This window comes from Variovorax sp. GW822-FHT04A09 (assembly GCF_058801005.1).
Map to the genome: position 1 here is coordinate 682,667 of NZ_JBXAMV010000001.1, position 20,263 is coordinate 702,929.

General features: G+C 67.7%; 20 protein-coding genes. 4 read left to right on the forward strand and 16 right to left on the reverse strand.

What is annotated here, in order from left to right; translation table 11 throughout:
* Positions 1-12: 12 nt before the first annotated feature.
* The 4 genes from AC1RLW_RS02965 to AC1RLW_RS02980 all read right to left on the reverse strand — a co-directional run bounded on the left by AC1RLW_RS02965 (position 13) and on the right by AC1RLW_RS02980 (position 3,558).
* The gene (locus tag AC1RLW_RS02965) at positions 13-408 is read right to left on the reverse strand and encodes a DUF934 domain-containing protein (protein ID WP_062472499.1); all 396 of its coding nucleotides are present in this window, start codon (positions 406-408) and stop codon (positions 13-15) included.
* Positions 405-2,183, reverse strand: coding sequence for a nitrite/sulfite reductase (locus tag AC1RLW_RS02970; protein ID WP_493192172.1), 1,779 nt, complete (start codon positions 2,181-2,183; stop codon positions 405-407). The genes AC1RLW_RS02965 and AC1RLW_RS02970 overlap by 4 nt, the downstream gene beginning before the upstream one ends.
* Positions 2,184-2,437: 254 nt before the next feature.
* Positions 2,438-2,758: a hypothetical protein gene (locus AC1RLW_RS02975; protein ID WP_139705889.1), complete on the reverse strand. Its 321-nt coding sequence runs from the start codon at positions 2,756-2,758 to the stop codon at positions 2,438-2,440.
* 107 nt (positions 2,759-2,865) lie between these two features.
* The gene (locus AC1RLW_RS02980; RefSeq protein WP_493192173.1) at positions 2,866-3,558 is read right to left on the reverse strand and encodes a response regulator transcription factor; all 693 of its coding nucleotides are present in this window, start codon (positions 3,556-3,558) and stop codon (positions 2,866-2,868) included.
* A gap of 143 nt (positions 3,559-3,701) precedes the next feature.
* Here AC1RLW_RS02980 and AC1RLW_RS02985 point away from each other — a divergent pair, with 143 nt between their 5' ends.
* Complete coding sequence (locus tag AC1RLW_RS02985; protein ID WP_493192174.1) at positions 3,702-5,678, forward strand: sensor histidine kinase; 1,977 nt, start codon at positions 3,702-3,704, stop codon at positions 5,676-5,678.
* Positions 5,679-5,700: 22 nt separating this feature from the next.
* On the opposite strand, the gene AC1RLW_RS02990 is transcribed toward AC1RLW_RS02985, so the two are convergent.
* From AC1RLW_RS02990 to AC1RLW_RS03025, 8 genes are all read right to left on the reverse strand, one after another.
* Complete coding sequence (locus tag AC1RLW_RS02990; protein WP_062472510.1) at positions 5,701-6,519, reverse strand: M55 family metallopeptidase; 819 nt, start codon at positions 6,517-6,519, stop codon at positions 5,701-5,703.
* A gap of 10 nt (positions 6,520-6,529) precedes the next feature.
* Positions 6,530-7,591, reverse strand: a complete 1,062-nt coding sequence (locus tag AC1RLW_RS02995; RefSeq protein ID WP_493192175.1) for a DmpA family aminopeptidase — start codon at positions 7,589-7,591, stop codon at positions 6,530-6,532.
* 24 nt (positions 7,592-7,615) lie between these two features.
* Entirely contained in the window at positions 7,616-8,542 is a 927-nt protein-coding gene (gene gsiD, locus AC1RLW_RS03000; RefSeq protein ID WP_070060869.1) for a glutathione ABC transporter permease GsiD, read from the reverse strand.
* Between the two features lie 10 nt (positions 8,543-8,552).
* Positions 8,553-9,473: a glutathione ABC transporter permease GsiC gene (gene gsiC, locus AC1RLW_RS03005; protein WP_062472516.1), complete on the reverse strand. Its 921-nt coding sequence runs from the start codon at positions 9,471-9,473 to the stop codon at positions 8,553-8,555.
* 80 nt (positions 9,474-9,553) lie between these two features.
* Positions 9,554-11,107 carry a glutathione ABC transporter substrate-binding protein GsiB gene (gsiB, locus tag AC1RLW_RS03010; protein WP_493192176.1) on the reverse strand — a complete coding sequence of 518 codons (1,554 nt, stop codon included), beginning with the start codon at positions 11,105-11,107 and terminating at the stop codon, positions 9,554-9,556.
* Positions 11,108-11,172: 65 nt separating this feature from the next.
* Positions 11,173-13,062: a dipeptide ABC transporter ATP-binding protein gene (locus tag AC1RLW_RS03015; RefSeq protein ID WP_493192177.1), complete on the reverse strand. Its 1,890-nt coding sequence runs from the start codon at positions 13,060-13,062 to the stop codon at positions 11,173-11,175.
* A gap of 32 nt (positions 13,063-13,094) precedes the next feature.
* Positions 13,095-14,054 (reverse strand): isoaspartyl peptidase/L-asparaginase family protein, encoded by a 960-nt coding sequence (locus AC1RLW_RS03020; protein ID WP_159276738.1) that lies wholly within the window; start codon positions 14,052-14,054, stop codon positions 13,095-13,097.
* Complete coding sequence (locus tag AC1RLW_RS03025) at positions 14,051-15,022, reverse strand: MurR/RpiR family transcriptional regulator (RefSeq protein ID WP_493192178.1); 972 nt, start codon at positions 15,020-15,022, stop codon at positions 14,051-14,053. The genes AC1RLW_RS03020 and AC1RLW_RS03025 overlap by 4 nt, the downstream gene beginning before the upstream one ends.
* 363 nt (positions 15,023-15,385) lie before the next feature.
* Between AC1RLW_RS03025 and AC1RLW_RS03030 the strand changes: the two genes are divergently transcribed.
* Complete coding sequence (locus AC1RLW_RS03030; protein ID WP_493192179.1) at positions 15,386-16,270, forward strand: alpha/beta hydrolase; 885 nt, start codon at positions 15,386-15,388, stop codon at positions 16,268-16,270.
* Between the two features lie 52 nt (positions 16,271-16,322).
* Here AC1RLW_RS03030 and AC1RLW_RS03035 read toward each other — a convergent pair whose 3' ends face one another.
* Complete coding sequence (locus AC1RLW_RS03035; protein WP_095745482.1) at positions 16,323-16,526, reverse strand: heavy-metal-associated domain-containing protein; 204 nt, start codon at positions 16,524-16,526, stop codon at positions 16,323-16,325.
* Positions 16,527-16,696: 170 nt separating this feature from the next.
* Between AC1RLW_RS03035 and AC1RLW_RS03040 the strand changes: the two genes are divergently transcribed.
* A complete protein-coding gene (locus AC1RLW_RS03040; RefSeq protein ID WP_062472534.1) occupies positions 16,697-17,143 on the forward strand; it encodes a MerR family DNA-binding protein in 447 nt (148 codons plus the stop codon).
* Between the two features lie 9 nt (positions 17,144-17,152).
* Here AC1RLW_RS03040 and AC1RLW_RS03045 read toward each other — a convergent pair whose 3' ends face one another.
* From AC1RLW_RS03045 to AC1RLW_RS03055, 3 genes are all read right to left on the reverse strand, one after another.
* Positions 17,153-17,599, reverse strand: a complete 447-nt coding sequence (locus AC1RLW_RS03045) for an SRPBCC family protein (RefSeq protein ID WP_493192180.1) — start codon at positions 17,597-17,599, stop codon at positions 17,153-17,155.
* A 115-nt stretch (positions 17,600-17,714) separates the two neighbouring features.
* Positions 17,715-18,398, reverse strand: a complete 684-nt coding sequence (locus tag AC1RLW_RS03050; RefSeq protein ID WP_493192181.1) for an alpha/beta hydrolase — start codon at positions 18,396-18,398, stop codon at positions 17,715-17,717.
* Between the two features lie 246 nt (positions 18,399-18,644).
* The gene (locus AC1RLW_RS03055; RefSeq protein WP_493192182.1) at positions 18,645-19,109 is read right to left on the reverse strand and encodes a GNAT family N-acetyltransferase; all 465 of its coding nucleotides are present in this window, start codon (positions 19,107-19,109) and stop codon (positions 18,645-18,647) included.
* 123 nt (positions 19,110-19,232) lie between these two features.
* On the opposite strand from AC1RLW_RS03055, the gene AC1RLW_RS03060 reads away from it, so the two are divergent.
* Positions 19,233-20,261 carry an aldo/keto reductase gene (locus AC1RLW_RS03060; protein WP_493192183.1) on the forward strand — a complete coding sequence of 343 codons (1,029 nt, stop codon included), beginning with the start codon at positions 19,233-19,235 and terminating at the stop codon, positions 20,259-20,261.
* Positions 20,262-20,263: the final 2 nt, after the last annotated feature.

Consider the following 20,263-nt stretch of genomic DNA (forward strand, 5'->3'; position numbering starts at 1 on the left):
TCTCTTGTCTGCTCAGGCGCCGGCGACGAAGTGCGGCGCGGTCTTCACCGCATCGCCCTGGTAGAACGTGGCGAAGCGGTCGAACTGGCGCTGTGCGTCGGAGGCGTCCACGCCTTCCTTGAGCACGGCGCTGGAGAAACCGGTGCGTTCCATCTGCACCAGCTGGTCGATCAGCACGTCGCCCGTGGCGCGGATGTCGCCCGTGAAGCCGAGGCGGCGGCGCAGCAGGAAGGCCTGGCTGTAGGCGCGGCCGTCGGTGAACTTCGGAAAGTTCAGGTCGATGCGCTCGATGTCGGCCAGGCACACCTCGATGGCGAGCGGGTCGGCGTCGTTGGCCAGTTGCAGGACCTTCGGGTCGCCGTCGTCGATGTGTTCTTCGGCCGAAAGGATGTTCAGGGTCTTCTTCATGCTGCTTCCTCCACCTTGAATCGCGCACCGTTGGCTGCGGCCTTGAACGGGTCGTGGCCCACGCGGCGCAGGGTGTCGATGAAGGTCTCGCCGTTTTCACGGGTGTCGCGGTACGTGGTGAGCACGGCCTCGATCACGCCCGGCACTTCGGCCGCCGAGAACGAGGGGCCGACCACCTTGCCGGCCTGCGGCGCGCCGCTGAGCGCGGAACCGTCGGAGCCGCCGAGGGTGACCTGGTACCACTCCTTGCCGTCCTTGTCGACGCCCAGGATGCCGATGTGGCCGCTGTGGTGGTGGCCGCACGAGTTGATGCAGCCACTGATGTGCAGGTCGATCTCGCCCAGGTCGTCGAGCTCGTCGAGGTCCTGGTAGCGCTCGGTGATGGCTTCGGCGATGGGAATGGAGCGGGCGTTGGCCAGCGCGCAGAAGTCGCCGCCGGGGCAGGCGATCATGTCGGTCAGCAGCTGCACGTTGGCGCTGGCGAAACCGGCGGCGCGGGCGGCGAGCCACAGCGCGTGCAGGTCTTCGGCGTGCACCCAGGGCAGCACCACGTTCTGGTCGTGCGTCACGCGTGCTTCACCGGCCGAGAAGCGGTCGGCCAGCTCGGCGATGGTGTCGAGCTGGTCGCCCGAGGCGTCGCCGGGCGCCTGCTTCAGGCGCTTGAACGACAGCGTGACGGCGCGAAGCGCGGGGTTCTTGTGAGCGTCGACGTTGCGGGCCAGCCAGCGCGCGAACATCACGTCGTCGGCGGCGTAGGCGCGCAGCTCGGCGTCGGTCTTCTCGGCGCTTTGCAGCACGCGGGTGGCCAGCGTGGGCGGCACGAAGGAGGCGGCCACGCGGTCGTACTCTTCCTGCGTGATGGTGTGCGGTGCGCCGTCGTGCTCGAGGATCTGCTTGTACTCGGCTTCGACGTCGTCGATGTAGCGCTGGCCTTCGGCCTTCACCAGGATCTTGATGCGCGCCTTGTAGATGTTGTCGCGGCGGCCATAACGGTTGTAGACCCGGATCACCGCTTCGAGGTAATTCATGATCTGCTGCCAGGGCAGGAACTCGCGCAGCACGGTGCCGATGATGGGCGTGCGGCCCATGCCGCCGCCCACCTGCACGCGGAAACCGATGTCGCCGGCGTCGTTCTTCACCACGTGCAGGCCCACGTCGTGCCAGCCGGTGGCGGCGCGGTCTTCGGTGGCGCCGGTGATGGCGATCTTGAACTTGCGCGGCAGGAAGGCGAACTCGGGGTGCAGCGTGCTCCACTGGCGCATGATTTCCGCGAACGGGCGCGGGTCGGCGATCTCGTCGACGGCAATGCCGGCGCGCTCGTCGCTCGTGATGTTGCGGATGCAGTTGCCGCTGGTCTGGATGCCGTGCATGTCGACCGAAGCCAGCAGGTCCATCACGTCGGCCGATTTGGCCAGCGGAATCCAGTTGTACTGGACGTTCTGGCGCGTCGTGAAGTGGGCGTAGTGGGTGGGCAGCTTGTGGCTGCCGAGCAGGCCCTGGGTCTCGATGGCCTTGCGGTAGACCTCGGCCTCGGGCTCGTCGTATTCGCGGGCGATGCGGGCCAGCACGCGCAGCTGCTTGCTCGACAGCTCGCCGTACGGCACGGCCACGCGCAGCATCGGCGCGTAGCGCTGCACGTACCAGCCGTTTTGCAGGCGCAGGGGGCGGAACTCGTCCTCGTGCAGGCGGCCCTTTTGCCAGCGCTCGAGCTGGTCTCGGAACTGGGCAGCGCGTTGGTGAACGAACTGGCGGTCGAATTCTGTGTATTGGTACATCGTGCGTATGTGTCTTGAAGAAGTGCGGTGCCGCACGTACAACGGGGCGCCCCAGCAAGAAGCCCCGGATTCTGAAAGCCCGCCTTATGGAAACAAACTATTTTTTGGTTCGCGTCTTATGCGGATAAGCTTATTCACCAGCATCCATGCGGGTTGCGAGGCGGTTGGTTGCTTATTCCGGATAAGGCGCGAAGGCCGGCGCGGGGTCGCCGGACGCTGGATTCTAGGAACCCGGGGGCACCCGCGCAGGGCGCCTACCGCAGCTTGAAGTCGAAGCCGAGGGTCTGCGGCGAGCTCAGCAGCTGCCGGGCGGCCTTGTCGGCCTGGTGCTGCGCATTGAGCCATTCCCGGGCCAGCCGGGCTTCGGTCCGGTTCAGGTGCTCGATGCCGTGGTGGCGCTCCTTCGACCAGGCCTGGAAGCACTTCACCACCCGCAGCGGATCGCCGATCTGCTCCTCGATCCGCAGCCGATAGATGTCCGCGGCCACCATGACGTCCTTCAAAGTGAAGTTCTGGCCTTTGACGTGGACCACGTAGGGGACCACATAAGAAGTTGTCCTGGCGAGATCGCTCATGCCTTCATCCGTGCCTCAAGTCGCTGCCTGTGCCGCAGATTAGCGGTGGGTATCGAAATGAAACTGAGCGTTTCTGAGCGCCGGGCCGGCGCCCGAACAGCGCCGGACTAGCGCCGGATGAGCGTCTTGGCGTGGAAGCGGTAGCCGGCGTTGCGCGCCGTGTTGATCGGCAGCACCAGCCCCGTGGCCTCGCTGACCTTGCGCCGCAGGCGGCGAATCTGCGTGTCGAGACGGCGCTGGTCGTAGCTCAGGTAGTGCTCGCCCAGCGCCTGCACGATCTGCTGGCGGCTGGCGATTTCGCCGCCGCTGCGCATCAGTTCGTGCAGCACCGTGAGGTCCTGTTCCGACAGCGCAATGGGCGCGAAGCCCGGCGGCGACAGCCGGCGCGGGCCCAGCTCCAGCACCCAGGCGTCGGCCGGCAGCGCGGCGGGCGAATCGCCCAGGCGCCGCGACAGTGCCGCCAGCGTGGCCGCCAGCTCATCGAGGTCGGTGGTCTTGGACAGGTAGTAGTCGGCGCCGATGTCCAGCCCCGTCACGCGGTCGCGGGCGCCGCCGCGCGCCGTCAGCACGACGATGCCCAGGCGCTCGCCGCGTTCGCGCAACTCGCGGATCAGCGACAGGCCGTCGCCGTCGGGCAGCCCGAGGTCGACCAGCGCGATGCCGTGGCGGGCCGGGTCGTAGGTGCGGTGGAAGCCTTCGAGCGACGCCTCGGCATCGACCCGGTAGCCGCTGCCGGTCAGGAACTCGCTCAACTCTTCGCGCAGCACGGCTTCATCTTCCAGCAGGATCACATCACGCATGGGAACAGGGTAGGGGCTGGTGGCCGGGGGAATCTGAGCGTTTCTAAGCGGGGCGAAGGGCGCGCAGATTCTAGGTGTCGCCTCGATAATCCGCGCCCATGAAACGCCTTGCTCGGTGCCTGTGGCGGTGCGGTTGCCTTGCCGTGCTGGGCCTTCTCTTTTCCACCGCGGCCGCCGCCGGCGTGCTGCGGCTGAATCCGTTGGCGAGCGTCGACAGCCACGGCCAGTTGTCGATGCTGCGCGACCCCGAAGGGCGCCTCAGTGCCGACGAAGCCGCCGCCGCGCCGGGCTGGAAGGCCTTGCCCGGCGCCGTGAATGCGGGCTTCACGCGCGATGCCGTGTGGATCCGGCTCGAGGTGCAGCGCCCGGCCGACGCACCGCAGCAGCGGTGGCTGGCGCAGTTCAGGAACGCACTGCTCGACGACGTGCGGCTGTACCGCTGGGACGACACCGGCCGCTGGCAGCTGGCCGTGCAGTCCGGCGAAGACATCGGCCGCGAGCACTGGCCGGTGGACGCGCGCAACGTGCAATTGCCGCTCACGCTGGAGAGCACCGAACCCACGCCGCTGCTGCTGCGCCTGCAGTCGCGCAACGCCATGTCGACCACCATCGGTTTCGCCGCGCCCGAGGTCTATGCGGGCACCGCGCGGCGCGAGTACCTTTTCTACGGCCTGGGCTTCGGATTCGGCCTGATGCTGCTCGCCTTTCACACGCTGTTCTGGCAGATGACGCGCGAGCGCCTGAGCGCCTGGTACCTGGTCTATGTGGCGAACGCGCTGCTGGTCGAGTTCCTGACGGCCGGGCTGCCGCAGCAGCTGCTGGCCATGCCCGCGCGGCTGTCCGACCTGCTGCTGAGCCTGTCGATCTGCGCCGGCGTGGCCATCGGCATCCGCTTCGCCGGCATGCAGCTGGGAACCGACGTGCAGTGGCCGCGCTTCACTCGCGTGGCGGTGCGCGTGGTGGGCCTCGTGAGTGCCATCGCGGTGGCGCTGGTGCTGGCCGGCGCCAACGGCCTGGCCATGCAGGCGGTGCAGGGGACGGCGATGCTGTGCATCGTCTACCTGATCGCCGCCGCGCTGTGGTTGCTGCCGCGCGACCAGGGCCAGGCGCGGGCCTTTCTCGTCATCTTCGGCATCTACTACGTGGGCGTGATGGTGAGCTTCCTGCGTAACCAGGGCTGGCTGCCGGCCGGCGCTTGGACCGACAACGCGACCGCCGTGGGCACGCTGCTGCACCTGCTGCTCATGAGCATGCGGCTGAACCGCCGCTACGACCAACTGCGCCGCGAGAAGGAAGCCGCGCAGGCGCGCCTGGTGCACGTGGTCGGGCGCCAGAACGACCGGCTGGAAGACGAGGTGCGCAAGCGCACGGCCGACCTGCGCGGCGAGATCGAGCAGCGCCAGCGCCTCGAGGTCGACCTGCGCGCGGCGCTGGAGACCGAGCGCCGCGCCAAGCAGTCGCAGGTGGACTTCGTCGCCATGGTGTCGCACGAGTTCCGCACGCCGCTGGCGATCATCCACACCACGGCGCAGCAGATCGCCAAGAACCTCGACGCCGCGCGCGAGAAGACGCTAGCGCGCTGCCTGAACCTGCGCGCCGCCGCGCAGCGCATGACGGCGCTGGTCGACGAGTACCTGACCTCCGATCGCATGGAAGCCGGCCAGACGCCGTTCCAGCCGCGCCCCTGCGAGCGCGACGAGTTGCTGGAACTGTTCGAGGACCTGGTGGCGGACTGGCCCGACGGCCGCGTCGTGTGGCAGGGCAGCCACCTGCCGCCGCAGCTGGTGTGCGACCCCGGCCTGCTGCGCGTGGCGCTGCGCAACCTGCTGGCCAACGCCGACCGTCACACGCCGGCCGGCCGCGCGATCGTGCTCGATGTGGTGCCGGCGGAAACGGGCGGACTGGACATCCGCGTGAGCAACCCCGGCGACGCGATTCCGCACGACGAGGTGCCGCGGCTGTTCGAGAAGTACTTCCGCGGCCGCCAGGCGGCGCGCTCACCGGGCGCTGGCCTCGGCCTGTACCTCGTGCACCAGATCGCCGAGTTGCATCGGGGGCACGCCCGGCTCGACAGCGCCGGACAGGACGGTCACGTGCGCTTCAGCCTCGCGCTGCCTTGAAGTGCCTTGAAGGCGCGCGGCTTCAGCGCAGCATCGACGACATCGCCGAACAGCAGTTCAGCATGCGCACGGCCGACTCCACCGAGTCGGCGCTGAAGCGCAGCGTCACGCCGTCGACGCGCTCGAAGCTCGGCCACTGGCAGAACAGGTCGGCCATCATCGGCGACTGAGTGCGCAGCGTGACCACCTGCGGGCCCTGGAAGACCAGCGGACGTGCGTGGGCGCGCGCGGCCAGCCCTTCGATCACGCCAGCGCGGATCGCCTGGCGCGACTGCTCCGGCGACAGCGACACGCCGCTGTTGAAGCCGGTCGCCTTCTTGGTCTGCACGAAGCTCGCATGCGGGAAGAGCGCCTGGTTCTCGGAGATGAACACGTCGTCGCCGCTGGCCATCACGACCGGCACGCCGTATTCGCCGGCCAGCGCGCCGTAGAGTCCGGCTTCGCCCAGTTCCTGGTTGCCGAGCGAGATGCTCGCGAAGGCGAAACTGTTGATCGTGTGCGCCAGGATGCCGCGGCCCTGTGCGCGCGAGTGGTAGCCCACCATGCACAGCGCGTCCACGCCTTCTTCCACGCCGGCCACCATGCTCAGGTAGCGCGGCTTGCCCTGCACGACACGGGCGCGTGCATCGAGCACATCGGGCGGCATGTTGCGAAAGCCGCCGTGCGAGTCGTTCACCAGCACCTCGGTGGCGCCGGCGTCGAAGGCGCCGGCAATCGCCGCGTTGGCCTCCTGCGCCATCAGCACGCGGGCGCGTTCGTACTCGGGGTTGCCCTGGCGCGCCTGCTCGTGGTGGTAGACGCCCGCAACGCCTTCGATGTCGGTGGAGATCAGGACTTTCATGGACGTGTGTTCAGGCGAGAGGTGAAAGGGAAGACGCCGGCAGCAGTTCGCCGAGCGTGGCGCGGTGGTTGCCGTCGCGGCCCGTGACCGGCGTGGCGCGCCACAGCGCATGAAGTATGGCCTGCTCGGTGCTGTCGGCCGCGGCCTGGAACAGCCCGTCGAGCCGTGTGTCGTGCAGCATCGCCACGGCCGGCATGGGCCGGTCGGCGCGGTCGGGGATCGTGTAGGCCGTTGAGAAGGCCAGCACGAGGTCGCCGCTGCCGTGGCCGTAGACCGAGCCGGTGCGGGCCAGCCCCGCGCCCGCGCGCAGTGCCAGGCGGCGCAGCTGGCGCGCGTCGAGCGGCGCGTCGGTGGCGACGATGATGATGATCGAGCCCTTCTCGGGCTCCGCCGCTTCCTTCGCTGCCTGCAGCGCCGCGAGCCGTTCGCCCACCGCGTGCCCGGCCAGCACCAGCTGCGGCTGGCGCCCGTAGTTCGCGAGCACCAGCGTGCCCACCGTGTGGGTCGTGCCGTCGGCCATCGCCACGCGGCGCGACGCGCTGCCGATGCCGCCCTTGAGCTGGAAGCTCGACATGCCGCGTCCGGCGCCGACCGAGCCCTGTTCGAAATCGGCCCCGGCGGCGTCGAGCGCCTGCAGGTAGTCGGCCTCGGTCACGGCCAGCCGCTGGATGTCGTTGAGAAAACCGTCGTTGCACTCGAAGACCAGCGGGTTCACCGTGGGCAGCGCGCGGCCGGTCTCGGGGTTGGCCGCCGCGCAATGGCGGATCTGCGCCGTCGCCACGGTGCCGACCGAGAAGGTGTTGGTCAGCGCGATCGGCGTTTCCAGCACGCCGAGTTCGGCCAGCTGCACCAGCCCCACGCTCTTGCCGAAGCCGTTGAGCACCACGGCCGCGGCCGGCACCTTGTCGCGGAACGGGTCGCCGGCGTGCGGGCGGATCACGGTCACGCCGGTCTGCACCGGGCCGTCGGCCAGCGTGCGGTGGCCGACCGTGACGCCCGCGACGTCCGTGATGGCGTCTCGCGTGCCCGCAGGCAGGGTGCCGATGAAGGGCAGGGAGGTCGTCGAGGCCATGAAGAAAGAAAAAGAAGAACGGGCTTACTGGCGGTCGATCTTCGGATCGAGCGCGTCGCGCAGCGCATCGCCCAGCAGGTTGAAGGCCAGCACGGTGAAGAAGATGGCCAGGCTGGGGAACAGCGCCACGTGCGGCGAGGTCACCATGTCGGCGCGGGCTTCGTTGAGCATCGCGCCCCACTCGGGCGTCGGCGGCTGCGCGCCCATGCCCAGGAACGAGAGGCTGGCCGCCGTGATGATCGAGGTGCCCACGCGCATCGAGAAGTACACGACGATCGACGAGATCGTGCCCGGCAGGATGTGGCGCACGATGATGGTCCAGTCGGACGCGCCGATGCTGCGCTCGGCCTCGATGTAGGTCTGCTGCTTGAGCACCAGCGTGTTGCCGCGCACCAGGCGCGCAAAGGCCGGCACGCTGAACACCGACACCGCCACCACCACATTGGTCATGCTGCTGCCCAGGATGGCCACCACGCCCAGCGCCAGCAGGATGCCGGGGAAGGCGAACAGCACGTCCGAGATGCGCATCACGATGCGGTCCCACCAGCCTTCGTAGTAGCCCGCCAGCAGGCCGAAGGCCGTGCCGATGATGCCGCCCACCAGCACCGACAGGAAGCCGGCCGCCAGCGAGATGCGCGTGCCCGCCAGGATGCGGCTGAAGATGTCGCGACCCAGCGGATCGACGCCGAACCAGTGCGTGGCCGAGGGCCCGCTGTTCAGCATGTCGTAGTCGAAGAAGTTCTCGGGGTCGAAGGGCACGATCCACGGTGCGAACACCGCGATCACCACCAGCAGCAGCACGAAGATGGCCGCCACGATGCCCACGGGCTGCTTCTTGAAACGGCGCCAGCATTCGCCCCAGGGCGTGCGGACCTTGCCGGCGGTCAGCGCAACGGCAACGGGGGACAGTGGAACGATGGATTCGGCAGACACGCCGGTAGCTTGCGTCATGGCTGCGTGCTCACTTGTAGCGGATGGTCGGGTTGATGTAGCCGTACAGCACATCGACCACGAGGTTGATCAGGATGAATTCGAGCGAGAACAGCAGCACCAGCGTCTGGATCACTGGGTAGTCGCGCATCTGCACGGCATCGACCAGCAGGCGGCCCAGGCCGGGCCAGTTGAACACCGCCTCCACAAGAATGGAGCCGCCCAGCAGGAAGCCGAACTGCAGGCCCATCATCGTGACCACCGGAATCAGCGCGTTGCGCAGCGTGTGCTTGAACACCACGCTGGTTTCGTGCACGCCCTTGGCACGCGCGGTGCGCACGAAGTCTTCCTGGATCACTTCGACGAACGAGGCGCGCGTGAAGCGCGCCATCACGGCCGCGACGGCCGCGCCCAGCGTGATCGAGGGCAGGATGTAGTGCTGCCAGGTCGCGGCGCCCACCGTGGGCAGCCAGCCGAGCTGCACCGAGAAGATCTGCATGAGCAGCATGCCCAATGCAAATGCGGGGAATGAGATGCCCGACACCGCCAGCGTCATGCCGATGCGGTCGGGCCACTTGTTGCGGTACACCGCCGACACGATGCCGATCCCCATGCCGAAGATCACCGCCCACACCATGCTGGTGATGGTCAGCATCACCGTCGGGAAAAAGCGCTCGGCAATCTCCGTCGACACCGGCCGCCGCGTGCGGATCGAGGTGCCGAAGTCGCCTTGCACCATGTGGGTGAAGAAGCTCACGAACTGCTGGGGCAGCGGCTTGTCCAGCCCGAGCTCCGCGCGCACCATGGCCACGGTCTGCTCGTCGGCGTCCTGGCCGGCGGCAAGGCGCGCCGGGTCGCCGGGGAGCATGTGGACGAACAGGAACACCAGCACTGCCACGATGAGCAGCGTGGGGATCAGGCCCAACAGTCGTTTGAGGAAGTAATTCAGCATGGGATACGGTTGTCGCGAACGGGCGATGGCGCGGTGCCATCGCCCGCCGGACAGTCAGTCAGGAAACGAAGGAGCTGCGATCAGTTCGACACCGACATGGCGTCGATGTTGATGTTCGCATCGGGCATCACGAACACACCCGACAGGCGCTTGGCGTGCGCCGACAGGTTCTGCTCGGTGACCAGCGGCACGCGCGGCAGGTCCTTGCGGATCTCTTCCTGCGCGGTCTTGTACAGCGCGGCCTTTTCCTTGTCGTCCACCGTCACGAGCGCCTTGGCGATCGCGGCGTCGACCACGTCGCTCTTGTAGAACGACATGTTGTTGAGCTTGGGCGCCCACGACTCGGAAGCGAACAGCGGACGCAGGCCCCAGTCGGCTTCACCGGTCGACGACGACCAGCCCGTGTAGTACATGCGGACCTTGGCCGTCTTCGGATCGGGCCATGCATCGACCTGCTCGGTGCGCTGGCCCACTTCGAGCGCCTGCACCTGCAGCTTGATGCCCACCTGTGCGAGCTGCTGCTGCACGAACTGGATCGTCTTCTGGCTGGTCGTGTTGTTGTAGGCGCTCCACAGCACCGACTCGAAGCCGTTCGGGTAGCCGGCCTCGGCCAGCAGGGCCTTGGCCTTCTTCACGTCGTAGGGAATGGGCGCCATCTTCTCGGCGAACTTCACGCCCTGGGGCATCACGCCCTGCGCGGGGAAGGCATAGCCGCCGAAGGCGACCTTCGACAGCGCTTCCTTGTTGATGGCGTAGCCGATGGCTTCGCGCACCTTCGGGTTGTCATACGGCTTTTGCAGCATGTTGAAGGCCAGGAAGCGCGTGATGATCGAGGGCGAGGCCACCACTTCGAGCTTGTCGCTCTTCTTCAGCAGCTCGGCCTGCTCGTAGGGAATGGGGAAGGCAAAGTCGGCTTCGCCGGTCTGCAGCATCGCGGCGCGCGTGTTGTTCTCGAGCACCGGCTTCCATTGCAGGTTGTCGACCTTCGGGAAGCCCTTCTTCCAGTAGCCGTCGAACTTCTTGGCCTTCACGGCGTCGGTCTGCTTCCACTCCACGAACTCGAAGGGGCCCGTGCCTACGGGGTGGAAGGCGATGTCCTTGTTGCCCCATTTCTTCAGCGCCGTGGGCGAGATCATCGCGGCCGAGGCGTGGGCCAGCGAGTTGATGAAGGGGCCGAAGGGCTCCTTCAGCGTGATGCGCACGGTGGTCGGGTTCACGGCCTCGACCTTGCCCACGCGGTTGAACTGGTTGTAGCGCAGCAGCTTGTTGTCCTGGTTCAGCACGCGGTCGAGCGTGACCTTCACCGCTTCCGCGTTGAAGTCGGTGCCGTCGTGGAACTTCACGCCGGTGCGCAGCTTGATGGTGTAGACCAGGCCGTCCTTGGACACGTCGTAGCTCTCGGCGAGCACGTTCTGCACCTTCAGGTCCTTGTCGAACTGGAACAGGCCTTCATAGAAGGTCTTGGTCACGGCCGTGGTGATGGTCGTGTTGGTGTTGTACGGGTCCAGCGTTTCCGGCTGGTAGCCGATGGCCAGCACCACGTCTTTGGCAGCCAGTGCCGAGCCCGAGGCGGCGAGCGCGGCCAGGCCCAGCAGTGCGGATGCCCAGCGCAGGGAGGAAGAAGATTGCTTCATGGAAGAACTCCAGTCGGTTCGTGGAAAAAATGCAGGGGGCCTGCGGGTGAAAAAACGGTTCGGACTCAGAAGGCGCCGCCGATGGCATGCCGTGCCACGAAGTGGCCGGGCGCAACCTGCACCAGCGGCGGCACGTCGGGCTCGTCGCCCACGGCGCGGATCGGGCTGGGAATTTCGCCTTCGAGCAACGCGCGCGGCTTGTGGCGGCGCGACGGGTCGGCCACCGGCACGGCGGCCATCAGCTTGCGTGTGTAGGGGTGCTGCGGCGCCTCGAAAACGGCGCGGCGCGGGCCGATCTCGACGATCTGGCCCAGGTACATCACGGCCACGCGGTGGCTGATGCGCTCGACCACGGCCATGTCGTGCGAGATGAAGAGAAACGCCACGCCCAGCTCGCGCTGCAGGTCGAGCATGAGGTTGACGATCTGCGCCTGGATGGACACATCGAGCGCCGACACCGATTCGTCGGCCACCACCACCTTCGGGTTGAGCGCGAGCGCACGCGCGATCGCGATGCGCTGGCGCTGGCCGCCCGAGAACTCGTGCGGGTAGCGCTGCGCCACCTCGGGCGGCAGGCCCACTTTCTGCAGCAGCCAGTCGACGCGCTGCTGCGCCTCGGCGCCCTTGGCGATGCCGTGGATGAGCAGCGGTTCCATGATCGAGAAGCCCACCGTCACGCGCGGATCGAGCGACGCGAACGGGTCCTGGAAGATGAACTGGATGTTGCGGCGCAGCGCCTGCAGCTCGCGCGTGGGCAGCTCGCGGATGTTCTTGCCGCCGAACTCGATCGCGCCGCTCTGGCTCTCGACCAGGCGCAGCAGCGAGCGGCCCGTGGTCGACTTGCCGCAGCCCGATTCGCCGACCAGCGCCAGCGTTTCTCCGGGGTACAGGTCGAAGCTGATCTTTTCCACCGCGTGCACGCGGCGCTTCACGCGGCCGAAGATGCCGCTGCGCACGTCGAAGCGCGTGACGAGGTCGCGCACGCGCAGGATCGGGCCGGCGTCTTCGCGCACGGTGGTCTGCGGCGTGGTGTTCGTGCAGAGCACGGTGTCGGTGCTGTCTTCGGTGCCGGACTCGGTACGAAGGAGCTCGAACTTGGCCGGCAGGTCGGTGCCCTGCATCGCGCCGAGCTTGGGCACGGCCGACAGCAGCGCCCGGGTGTAGGGGTGCTGCGGCGAGGCGAACACGGTGTCGGAGCTGCCGGCTTCGACCTTGTCGCCGCGGTACATCACGAGCACGCGGTCGGCAATTTCGGCCACCACGCCCATGTCGTGCGTGATGAAGAGCACGCCCATGCGCATCTCTTTCTGCAGCTCGCGGATGAGCTGGAGGATCTGCGCCTGGATCGTCACGTCGAGCGCGGTGGTGGGCTCGTCGGCGATCAGCAGCTGCGGCTTGCACGACAGCGCCATCGCGATCATCACGCGCTGGCGCATGCCGCCCGACAGCTGGTGCGGAAAGCGGTCGAGCACGTTGCGCGCTTCGGGAATGCGCACGAGCTCGAGCATGCGCAGCGCCTCGGCGCGCGCCGCTGCGTTGCTCTTGCCCTGGTGGATGCGGATGGCCTCGGCGATCTGGTCGCCGGCGGTGAACACCGGGTTCAGCGAGGTCATCGGCTCCTGGAAGATCATCGCAATGTCCGCACCGCGGATGCCGCGCATCGTGCCGTCGCGCGCCTGCGCCAGGTCGAGCACCTCGCCGTTGCGCCGGCGGAAGGCCATGCTGCCGCCGAGGATGCGACCGCCGCCGTGCTCCACCAGCCGCATCAGCGCGAGCGAGGTGACCGACTTGCCCGACCCCGATTCACCCACCACCGCGAGCGTTTCGCCGTGGTCGACGTGGAAGGACAGCTTCTTGACGGCATCGACCGTGCGCTCGGAGGTCGAGAAACGCACGGTGAGGTCGTCGACGGCGAGCACGCGGCCGTCGGGCAGGTTCAGGGCAGGGGAGGACATGGCGGATGCGGGAGAAAAGTAGGGCGTGTGCGTCAGGCGAAGATGGCCGTCACTGGCGTTTCGTCGCCGCGCGCGTGGCCGCGGTACATGCCTTCGGTGTTGAAGGCCAGGCTCAGGTTGCCGTGGCGGTCGACGGCGATCAGGCCGCCGGTGCCGCCGATGGCGGGCAGCGACTCGTGCACCACGGCGTGCGTGGCCGCTTCGAGCGTGGCGCCGCCGTAGGCCATGCGCGCGCAGATGTCGTAGGCGGCTGCGACGCGGATGAACATTTCGCCGCTGCCGGTGCACGAGATGGCAGCGGTGCGGTCGTCGGCGTAGGTGCCGGAGCCGATGAGCGGTGTGTCGCCGACGCGGCCCACGCGCTTGTTGGTCATGCCGCCGGTCGAGGTGGCGGCGGCCAGGTGGCCGTGGATGTCGAGCGCCACGGCGCCGACGGTGCCGAACTTCTTGTCTTCGTCCAGCGGCGGCTTGGTCATGGCGGCGCCTTCGTGGTCGGTGACCACGCGGCCCGTGTCGCGCACGCGGTACAGCTGCTGGCGGCGCGCGTCGGTCGAGAAGAAGAAGGGCTCGACCATCTCCAAGCCGCGGTCGCGCGCGAAGGCTTCGGCTCCTGCGCCGGCCAGCAGCACGTGGGCGCCGTCCTCGAGCACGGCGCGCGCGGCGCGCACCGGGCGGCGCACGTGGCTCACGCCGGCGATGGCGCCGGCCGCGAGCGTGGCGCCGTCCATCACGGCGGCGTCGAGCTCGTGCGTTTCCTCGTGCGTGAACACCGCGCCGTAGCCGGCATTGAAGAGCGGGCAGTCTTCGAGCATCTCGACCGCCAGGCAGGTGGCGTCGAGCGCGGACATGCCCTTGAGCAATGCGGCCTGCGCGGCGCGCACGATGGCCTGCAGCGCGTCGTGGTAGGCCTGCGCCTGCTCGGGGTTGGTCGTCGAGGCGCTGATGGTGCCGGCGCCGCCGTGGATGGCGATGACGGGCGTGACGTTCTTCATCGGGAAGCTTTCTTCTTTTTCTTGCCGGCGTCGGAAGCAACGGCGGCGGGGAGGGAGGGCATGGAGACTTCGCCGCGCGCGTGGCCCTGGCCCAGCCCGCCGTGCAGCCACGGGCGCACCGCCTGCAGGATGCGGCCGGCCGACTGCGCCGCGCCGGGCGCGCGCAGGGCGACGGCGCTGGTCAGTGCCTCGATCAGCGCGAGCACGCTGGTCTCGCAGTTGGGGCGGTAGCTGGTTTCGGTCTGGCCGTACAGCACCACGTCGGCCAGCGGTGCGATGGGCGAGCTGGGCCGGTCGGTCAGCGCGAGCACGGCGCAGCCCTGGCTGCGCGCGATCTGCGCCAGCGCCACCGTGTCGGTGAGGTAGCGCGGAAAGGTGAGGCCGATGAACAGGTCCTGCGGCCCCGCGTGCATCAGCGTGCGCGCCGAATGCGTCACGCCGCTCACGCTGGAGAGCATGCGCACGTCGCTGCAGGAACCATCGAGCCCGTGCTGCAGCAGCCCCGCAAGCCAGGCGCTGGCGCCGAAGCCGCCGATGTAGATCGAGCGCGCCTTCAGGATGCGCTGCACCGCGGCCTCGCAGGCGGCGTAGTCCAGCGACTGGCGCGTGGCTTCGATGTTGCGGCGGCTCTCGTCGAGCGCGGTGGCGAACACCTCGGCCACCGTGGTCGGGTGCTCCAGGTTGCCGCGCAGCCGCTCGACCGGTGCCACCAGCGGCTCGAAGCCGCGCACGAGCTCGGCGCGGAAGGCGGCGTAGCCGTCGAAGTCGAGCGCGCGCGCAAAGCGGTTGGCCGTGGCCACCGACACGCCGGCCGCGGCGGCGAGCTCGTCGATAGGCAGCGTCGCGACCTGCAGCGGATGCCCGAGCACGAAGTCGGCCACCTGCCGGTGCGAACGCGTCAGCCGCGGCAGCGCCTGCGCAATGCGCTGGGCCACGGTGGTGCCTGGGGTGTCGACGTTGGTGCTCATGGGGCGGGCGATGCACCGGGAAGGGTGCGAGTGATGTAAATCAGTTTACAAATATATGTCAGTTATGAAAATTTTCTGTCATTCCCGAGCGATATCGCAAGTAGCGGGCCAGCCGCGAGGGGCTTTGGCGAGGGGCGGAAGGGGCGTGTTTCCCTTGTGGGGCGCCGTGTTCGGGGCTGTTGGGGCGCTGTCTTCAGGGATTTCCCTGATGCTGTCGTTTCATCCCCACGGGCGGGGGATCGGGCGCTTTGGAAACGAACGAATTAACTGCGAGGACGGGGTTGCATAGCGACATTGACGGCGCGGGGGCCAGCCCTGAGTATCCCGAGCGGCGCGTCTTGCGCCGGGGAACGAGGAACCAACATGAGACTGGAATGGCTTCGCCGCGCGCTCGCGGTGATGGGCTGCTGTGTGATGTTCGCGGGCGTGTCCGCCTGCGGTGGCGGTGGGGGCGGTGGTGGGGGCGGCGGTGGCCTGCCGATCCTCCCGCCGACCGCAGGGCCCGTGCCCCAGCAGCCGGCACCAGCGCCGACACCGACGCCCACCAACCGCGTGGTGTCCGAATCCATCCAGTCGGGGTTCACCGGCGCGCCTTACCCTCTTTCCGTCTACCTGCCCGCCGGGTACGACCAGGGCTCCGATGCCTACCCCGTCATCTATGCCCTCGACGGCGATGCCACCAACGGCTTGCCGCAGACACGGTTCGCGAATCTCATGGATGTCCTGGTGAAGCGCGGAACGAAAGCCATCCTCGTCGGCATCGGGAACACCGGGCGACGTCAGGAGGACTACAACTTTCCCGGGGCCTTCAAGTACCACGACTTCCTCGCGAAGGAGTTGATTCCCTTCATCGATTCGAAGTACCGGACCAATCCCAAGAACCGGATGCTCACGGGCCTGTCGACCAGTGGCAACCTGGCAGCCACGGCGCTCTTTCTCGAAGCGCCGGACAACCTGGTGTTTTCTTCCTTTGTGTCGATCGAGGGCGCTTTCTGGCAGCAGGAGGCCCAGAACAACGATCTCGAAAAGAAGATGTTCGACGCGTTGGCGGGCAGGCCGCTGCCGGTCACGTTGATACTTGCAAGTTGCATAAGTGGCTGCAATCAACAGTACGTGAGGGCGCTGTACCAACGGATGGCGGCGCGAGGCTATGTGGGGCTGCAGCTGCTCAGTACGGAGTTCAACGCCACGCACGTCGGCGCGGATGTCCTGGCGTTCGAAGACGCGGTGGTGCGAATCTACAAGTAGGAGGCCATGGCCGCGCCGCGAACCCGACGCCCGGGGTTCGCGGGCGGCGTTCTCATGCCGAGAGCGGTTTGGGCGGGTAGCCGGCCTCTGTGAGCACGGCCACCACGGAAGGGCTGTCCTCCGTGGTGTCGATGCGCACCGTCCTGCTCTTCAAGTCCACCTCGATCCTGGCCTGCGGGTCCAGGTCCTTGACGGCCCGGGTGATGCGGCCGGCGCAGCTGCCGCAGGTCATCGACTGGATTTCAAACGCTTGCATGGGGTGAGTCCTTTCAAAAGAGTGACTCGCAGTGTCAAGCTTGGCATCGTGTGAAGGTCAAGCGCGTCGAACGCCTGACCCCAGGCGCGCCAAGGTCATGCGCCGTTTGCGTTTGACTCTCTCATGGTGTGAAGGTTGAGACTTCGCGCTTTGGCTCGAAGGAGAACCCCATGGAACATCCCACGGCGCCGGCTGCTGCGGCGCGCTTGTCCCTTGCCGATGTCGTTGCGCGCTCCGGTGCGTCCGCGCGGCTGCTGAGCGACTGCGAATCGCTCGGGCTGCTCGACGACACGGCGCACGGCGGCCGCTACGACGAACGCGCGGTGTCGACACTGCGCTTCGTGCGGCGCGCGCACACGCTGGGTTTCGACACACCGGAAGTCGTCGAGCTGCACGCGCTGTGGCAAGACGGTCGTCGTGCAAGTTTCGACGTGAAGCGCGTTGCGCTCGAACGCGCCGACGACCTGGCCCAGCGGATCGAAGAGCTTGCGCACATGAAGCGCCTGCTGGAGCGCCTTGCTCATTGCTGCGAAGGTGACGAGCGCCCGGAGTGCCCCATCCTCGATGAGCTGGCCGGGCTCAAGGGATTCGCCGGCTGTGAAGCACGGCGTGCCTGAGGCCGATCCTCAACCCGGAATGTTCGGCTCGACCAGCTGCGCCAGCGCGACCAGCGATTCCTGCCAGCCCAGGTAGCACATCTCGACGGGAATCACGTCGGGGATGCCTTCCTGCACGACGGACATGTCCGTGCCGCACGAGACCGCGGTCAGGACCACCGTGGTCTTCATCGTGCCCGGCAGGTGGGGATCGTCGAAGCTCGCGTCGTAGGCAATGCGCTGGCCGGGCACGAGTTCCAGGTATTTGCCGCCGAACGAATGGCCGTGGCCGGTGCCGAAGTTGGTGAAGGACATGCGCCACGCGCCGCCCACCACCGGCTCCATGGTGTGGACCTTGCCGGTGAAGCCGAAGGGCGGCAGCCAGCGCTCGAAGGCGCCAGGCTCCACGAAGGCACGGTAGAGCTTGTCGGGGGTGGTGCGCAGCACGCGGTGCAGGCGAACGGTGTGGGTGGCCATGGTTGCTTTCTCCTGATGAAGTACAGAGGACGACCCTCTGTGATGACGTCGGATGAGCCCGCTGCGATTCGACAGGTGCAGGATCAGGAAAAACCCTGAGCCAGCACCCTGCGCCTCAATCGATGAACCGCGCGACGATGTCCTGGAACGACGGCAAGTCCATCTGCGTGTGGCCGCCTTCGTAGCCCTTCAGGCTCAGCTGCAGACCTTTGTAGTTGCGCGCGGCGATCTGGTCGCGCAGCGCGGTGATCTCCGGGCCGCCGACGTTGCTGATGGCATAGCCCAGCAACAGGGTCACGGGAATGTCGCGGGTGCTGCTGTTGGCGTACATCTGGCTTTCGAGCGGATCGAGCTGGCCGCGCGCGCCGGCGGCGGGCGGGTCGGATGCGAAGAAATGCTGGAAGGTGAACGTGCCCGCCGCGCCTTCGGTGAAGAAGGCGATGAGCGTGAAGACGCCGCCGTTCGACAGGCCCGAGAGCATGCGCCTGGCCGGGTTGGCCCGGTAGTTCGATTCGACATGCGGCACCAGCTGGCCGGTGAGGAACTCGTGGTACGCCTTGGCGCCCGGCATCAGATAGTCGGTGTTGCGGCGCGAGGTGCCGCCGATGCCGACCACGATGGCTTTCTTGCCGGCCTTCTCGAGGATGTCGGTGAAGTTCTGGAAGCGCGTCACGCTCTGGTTGTAGACCGCGTCGCCGTCGGTGATGTAGACCGTGGGGTAGCTCGCCGTGGCGCCGTCGTAGCCGGCTGGCAGGTAGACCTGGATCGGGTAGGTTGCTTCGGTGGCGGTCGACTTCATCGAACTGCTGACCACTCGCCCGCGTCCTGTGTCCGCGGGCGGTGGTGTCGGTGTGCCGCCGACCGGTGGCAACGGCAGCATCGCCACACCGCCTCCGCCCCCACCACCCCCTCCGCCGCCGCCGCAACCTGAAAGCCCCAGCAGCAGGGCGCAGCCCGCTGTGAACATGAGCCGGCGAAGAATCCCTCTTGTCTGCATGTGACGTTCCTTGTTGTGATGACCGTGGTGGCGGAAGCCGGGGCGATCTTAGGGGGCAGGGGGTGCGGCTGTCTTCTGCATGAACACACTCAACGGATCGTCCGGATAGTCCCCGAAGCGCTCGCGCCGCGCATACCCCGCACGCGCATAGAAGGCCAGCGCCTCGGGCTGGCTCACGCCTGTCTCCAACCGGAACATCGCGCATCCGCGTGCCGCCGCCTCGGCTTCGAGAAAGCCCAGCACCTTCGCCGCGACGCCTTGCCCGCGGTTCTGCGGGCGCACGTACATGCGCTTGAGTTCGCCGTAGCCGGGGTTCATGACGACAGCGCCGCAGCCGATGGCCGTGCCGGCCGCGTCGCGCGCGACGGCGAACAGCACGTGCGCGGCCGACAGTGCGGCAATGTCGATGCCGTAGTGGCTCTCGGGTGGGTACAGCGGCTTCTGGTACGCATCGAGGTCGTCGATGAGCTGGATGACGTCGGGCTGGTTCGGGTTTTCGATCGAGATCTGCATCGTTCGATCGTACCGAGCCGAAGCGCTGCAAAGCCCGACGCGCGACGGGGTTCTGCGCGGCGGCCAACAATGGCCGCGTCATTCATCTGGTTCGTCTGTTCGTTCGATTCAAGGAGTAGAACTTTGGAATACCGTCATCTGGGCAAATCGGGCCTCAAGGTCCCCGTGTTGAGCTTCGGCACCGGCACCTTCGGCGGCAAGGGCGAGTTTTTCAGCGCGTGGGGCAGCACCGACGTGGCCGAGGCGCGCACGCTGATCGACATCTGCATGGACGCCGGCGTGAACATGTTCGACAGCGCCGACATCTACTCGGGCGGCGCCGCCGAATCGGTGCTGGGCGAGGCGATCAGGGGGCGGCCGCGCGACCGGCTGCTGATCTCGACCAAGGCCACCTTCCGCAGCGGCGAGGGGCCGAACGACGTGGGCTCGTCGCGCCACCACCTCGTGCAGGCGGTCGATGCGTCGCTGAAGCGGCTGGGCACCGACTACATCGACCTGTTCCAGCTGCACGGTTTCGATGCCAGCACGCCGGTGGAAGAAACGCTGTCCACGCTCGACGACCTCGTGCGCGCGGGCAAGCTGCGCTATGTGGGCGCGTCGAACTTCTCGGGCTGGCACCTGATGAAGTCTTTGGCGGTGTCCGAGCAGCGCGGCTATGCACGCTATGTGGCGCACCAGGCGTACTACTCGCTGGTCGGGCGCGAGTACGAGTGGGAGCTGATGCCGCTGGCGCAAGACCAGGGCGTGGGCGCCGTGGTCTGGAGCCCGCTGGGCTGGGGCCGGCTCACGGGCAAGATCCGCCGCGGCCAGCCGCTGCCCGCCAACAGCCGCCTGCACGTGACGGCCGACATGGGCCCGCCGGTGCCCGACGAGCTGCTGTACCGCGTGGTCGAGGCACTCGAAAAAGTCGGCGCCGAGGTCGGCAAGACGGTGCCGCAGGTCGCGCTCAACTGGCTGCTGCAACGCCCGACGGTGTCCAGCGTGGTCGTCGGTGCGCGCGACGAGGCGCAGCTGCGCCAGAACCTCGGTGCGGTGGGCTGGAACCTCACGCCCGCGCAGGTGGCCGAACTCGACGCGGCCAGCGCGACGACGCGCACCTACCCGTACTGGCACCAGCAGGGCTTCAAGGAACGCAACCCGAACCCGGTCTGACC

Excerpts from the sequence above, each read along its gene's own strand:
- AC1RLW_RS02965 (WP_062472499.1), bottom strand. The coding sequence starts at position 408 with ATGAAGAAGACCCTGAACATCCTTTCGGCCGAAGAACACATCGACGAC.
- AC1RLW_RS02970 (WP_493192172.1), bottom strand. The coding sequence starts at position 2,183 with ATGTACCAATACACAGAATTCGACCGCCAGTTCGTTCACCAACGCGCT.
- AC1RLW_RS02975 (WP_139705889.1), bottom strand. The coding sequence starts at position 2,758 with ATGAGCGATCTCGCCAGGACAACTTCTTATGTGGTCCCCTACGTGGTC.
- AC1RLW_RS02980 (WP_493192173.1), bottom strand. The coding sequence starts at position 3,558 with ATGCGTGATGTGATCCTGCTGGAAGATGAAGCCGTGCTGCGCGAAGAG.
- AC1RLW_RS02990 (WP_062472510.1), bottom strand. The coding sequence starts at position 6,519 with ATGAAAGTCCTGATCTCCACCGACATCGAAGGCGTTGCGGGCGTCTAC.
- AC1RLW_RS02995 (WP_493192175.1), bottom strand. The coding sequence starts at position 7,591 with ATGGCCTCGACGACCTCCCTGCCCTTCATCGGCACCCTGCCTGCGGGC.
- gsiD (WP_070060869.1), bottom strand. The coding sequence starts at position 8,542 with ATGACGCAAGCTACCGGCGTGTCTGCCGAATCCATCGTTCCACTGTCC.
- gsiC (WP_062472516.1), bottom strand. The coding sequence starts at position 9,473 with ATGCTGAATTACTTCCTCAAACGACTGTTGGGCCTGATCCCCACGCTG.
- gsiB (WP_493192176.1), bottom strand. The coding sequence starts at position 11,107 with ATGAAGCAATCTTCTTCCTCCCTGCGCTGGGCATCCGCACTGCTGGGC.
- AC1RLW_RS03015 (WP_493192177.1), bottom strand. The coding sequence starts at position 13,062 with ATGTCCTCCCCTGCCCTGAACCTGCCCGACGGCCGCGTGCTCGCCGTC.
- AC1RLW_RS03020 (WP_159276738.1), bottom strand. The coding sequence starts at position 14,054 with ATGAAGAACGTCACGCCCGTCATCGCCATCCACGGCGGCGCCGGCACC.
- AC1RLW_RS03025 (WP_493192178.1), bottom strand. The coding sequence starts at position 15,022 with ATGAGCACCAACGTCGACACCCCAGGCACCACCGTGGCCCAGCGCATT.
- AC1RLW_RS03030 (WP_493192179.1), top strand. The coding sequence starts at position 15,386 with ATGAGACTGGAATGGCTTCGCCGCGCGCTCGCGGTGATGGGCTGCTGT.
- AC1RLW_RS03035 (WP_095745482.1), bottom strand. The coding sequence starts at position 16,526 with ATGCAAGCGTTTGAAATCCAGTCGATGACCTGCGGCAGCTGCGCCGGC.
- AC1RLW_RS03040 (WP_062472534.1), top strand. The coding sequence starts at position 16,697 with ATGGAACATCCCACGGCGCCGGCTGCTGCGGCGCGCTTGTCCCTTGCC.
- AC1RLW_RS03045 (WP_493192180.1), bottom strand. The coding sequence starts at position 17,599 with ATGGCCACCCACACCGTTCGCCTGCACCGCGTGCTGCGCACCACCCCC.
- AC1RLW_RS03050 (WP_493192181.1), bottom strand. The coding sequence starts at position 18,398 with ATGAAGTCGACCGCCACCGAAGCAACCTACCCGATCCAGGTCTACCTG.
- AC1RLW_RS03055 (WP_493192182.1), bottom strand. The coding sequence starts at position 19,109 with ATGCAGATCTCGATCGAAAACCCGAACCAGCCCGACGTCATCCAGCTC.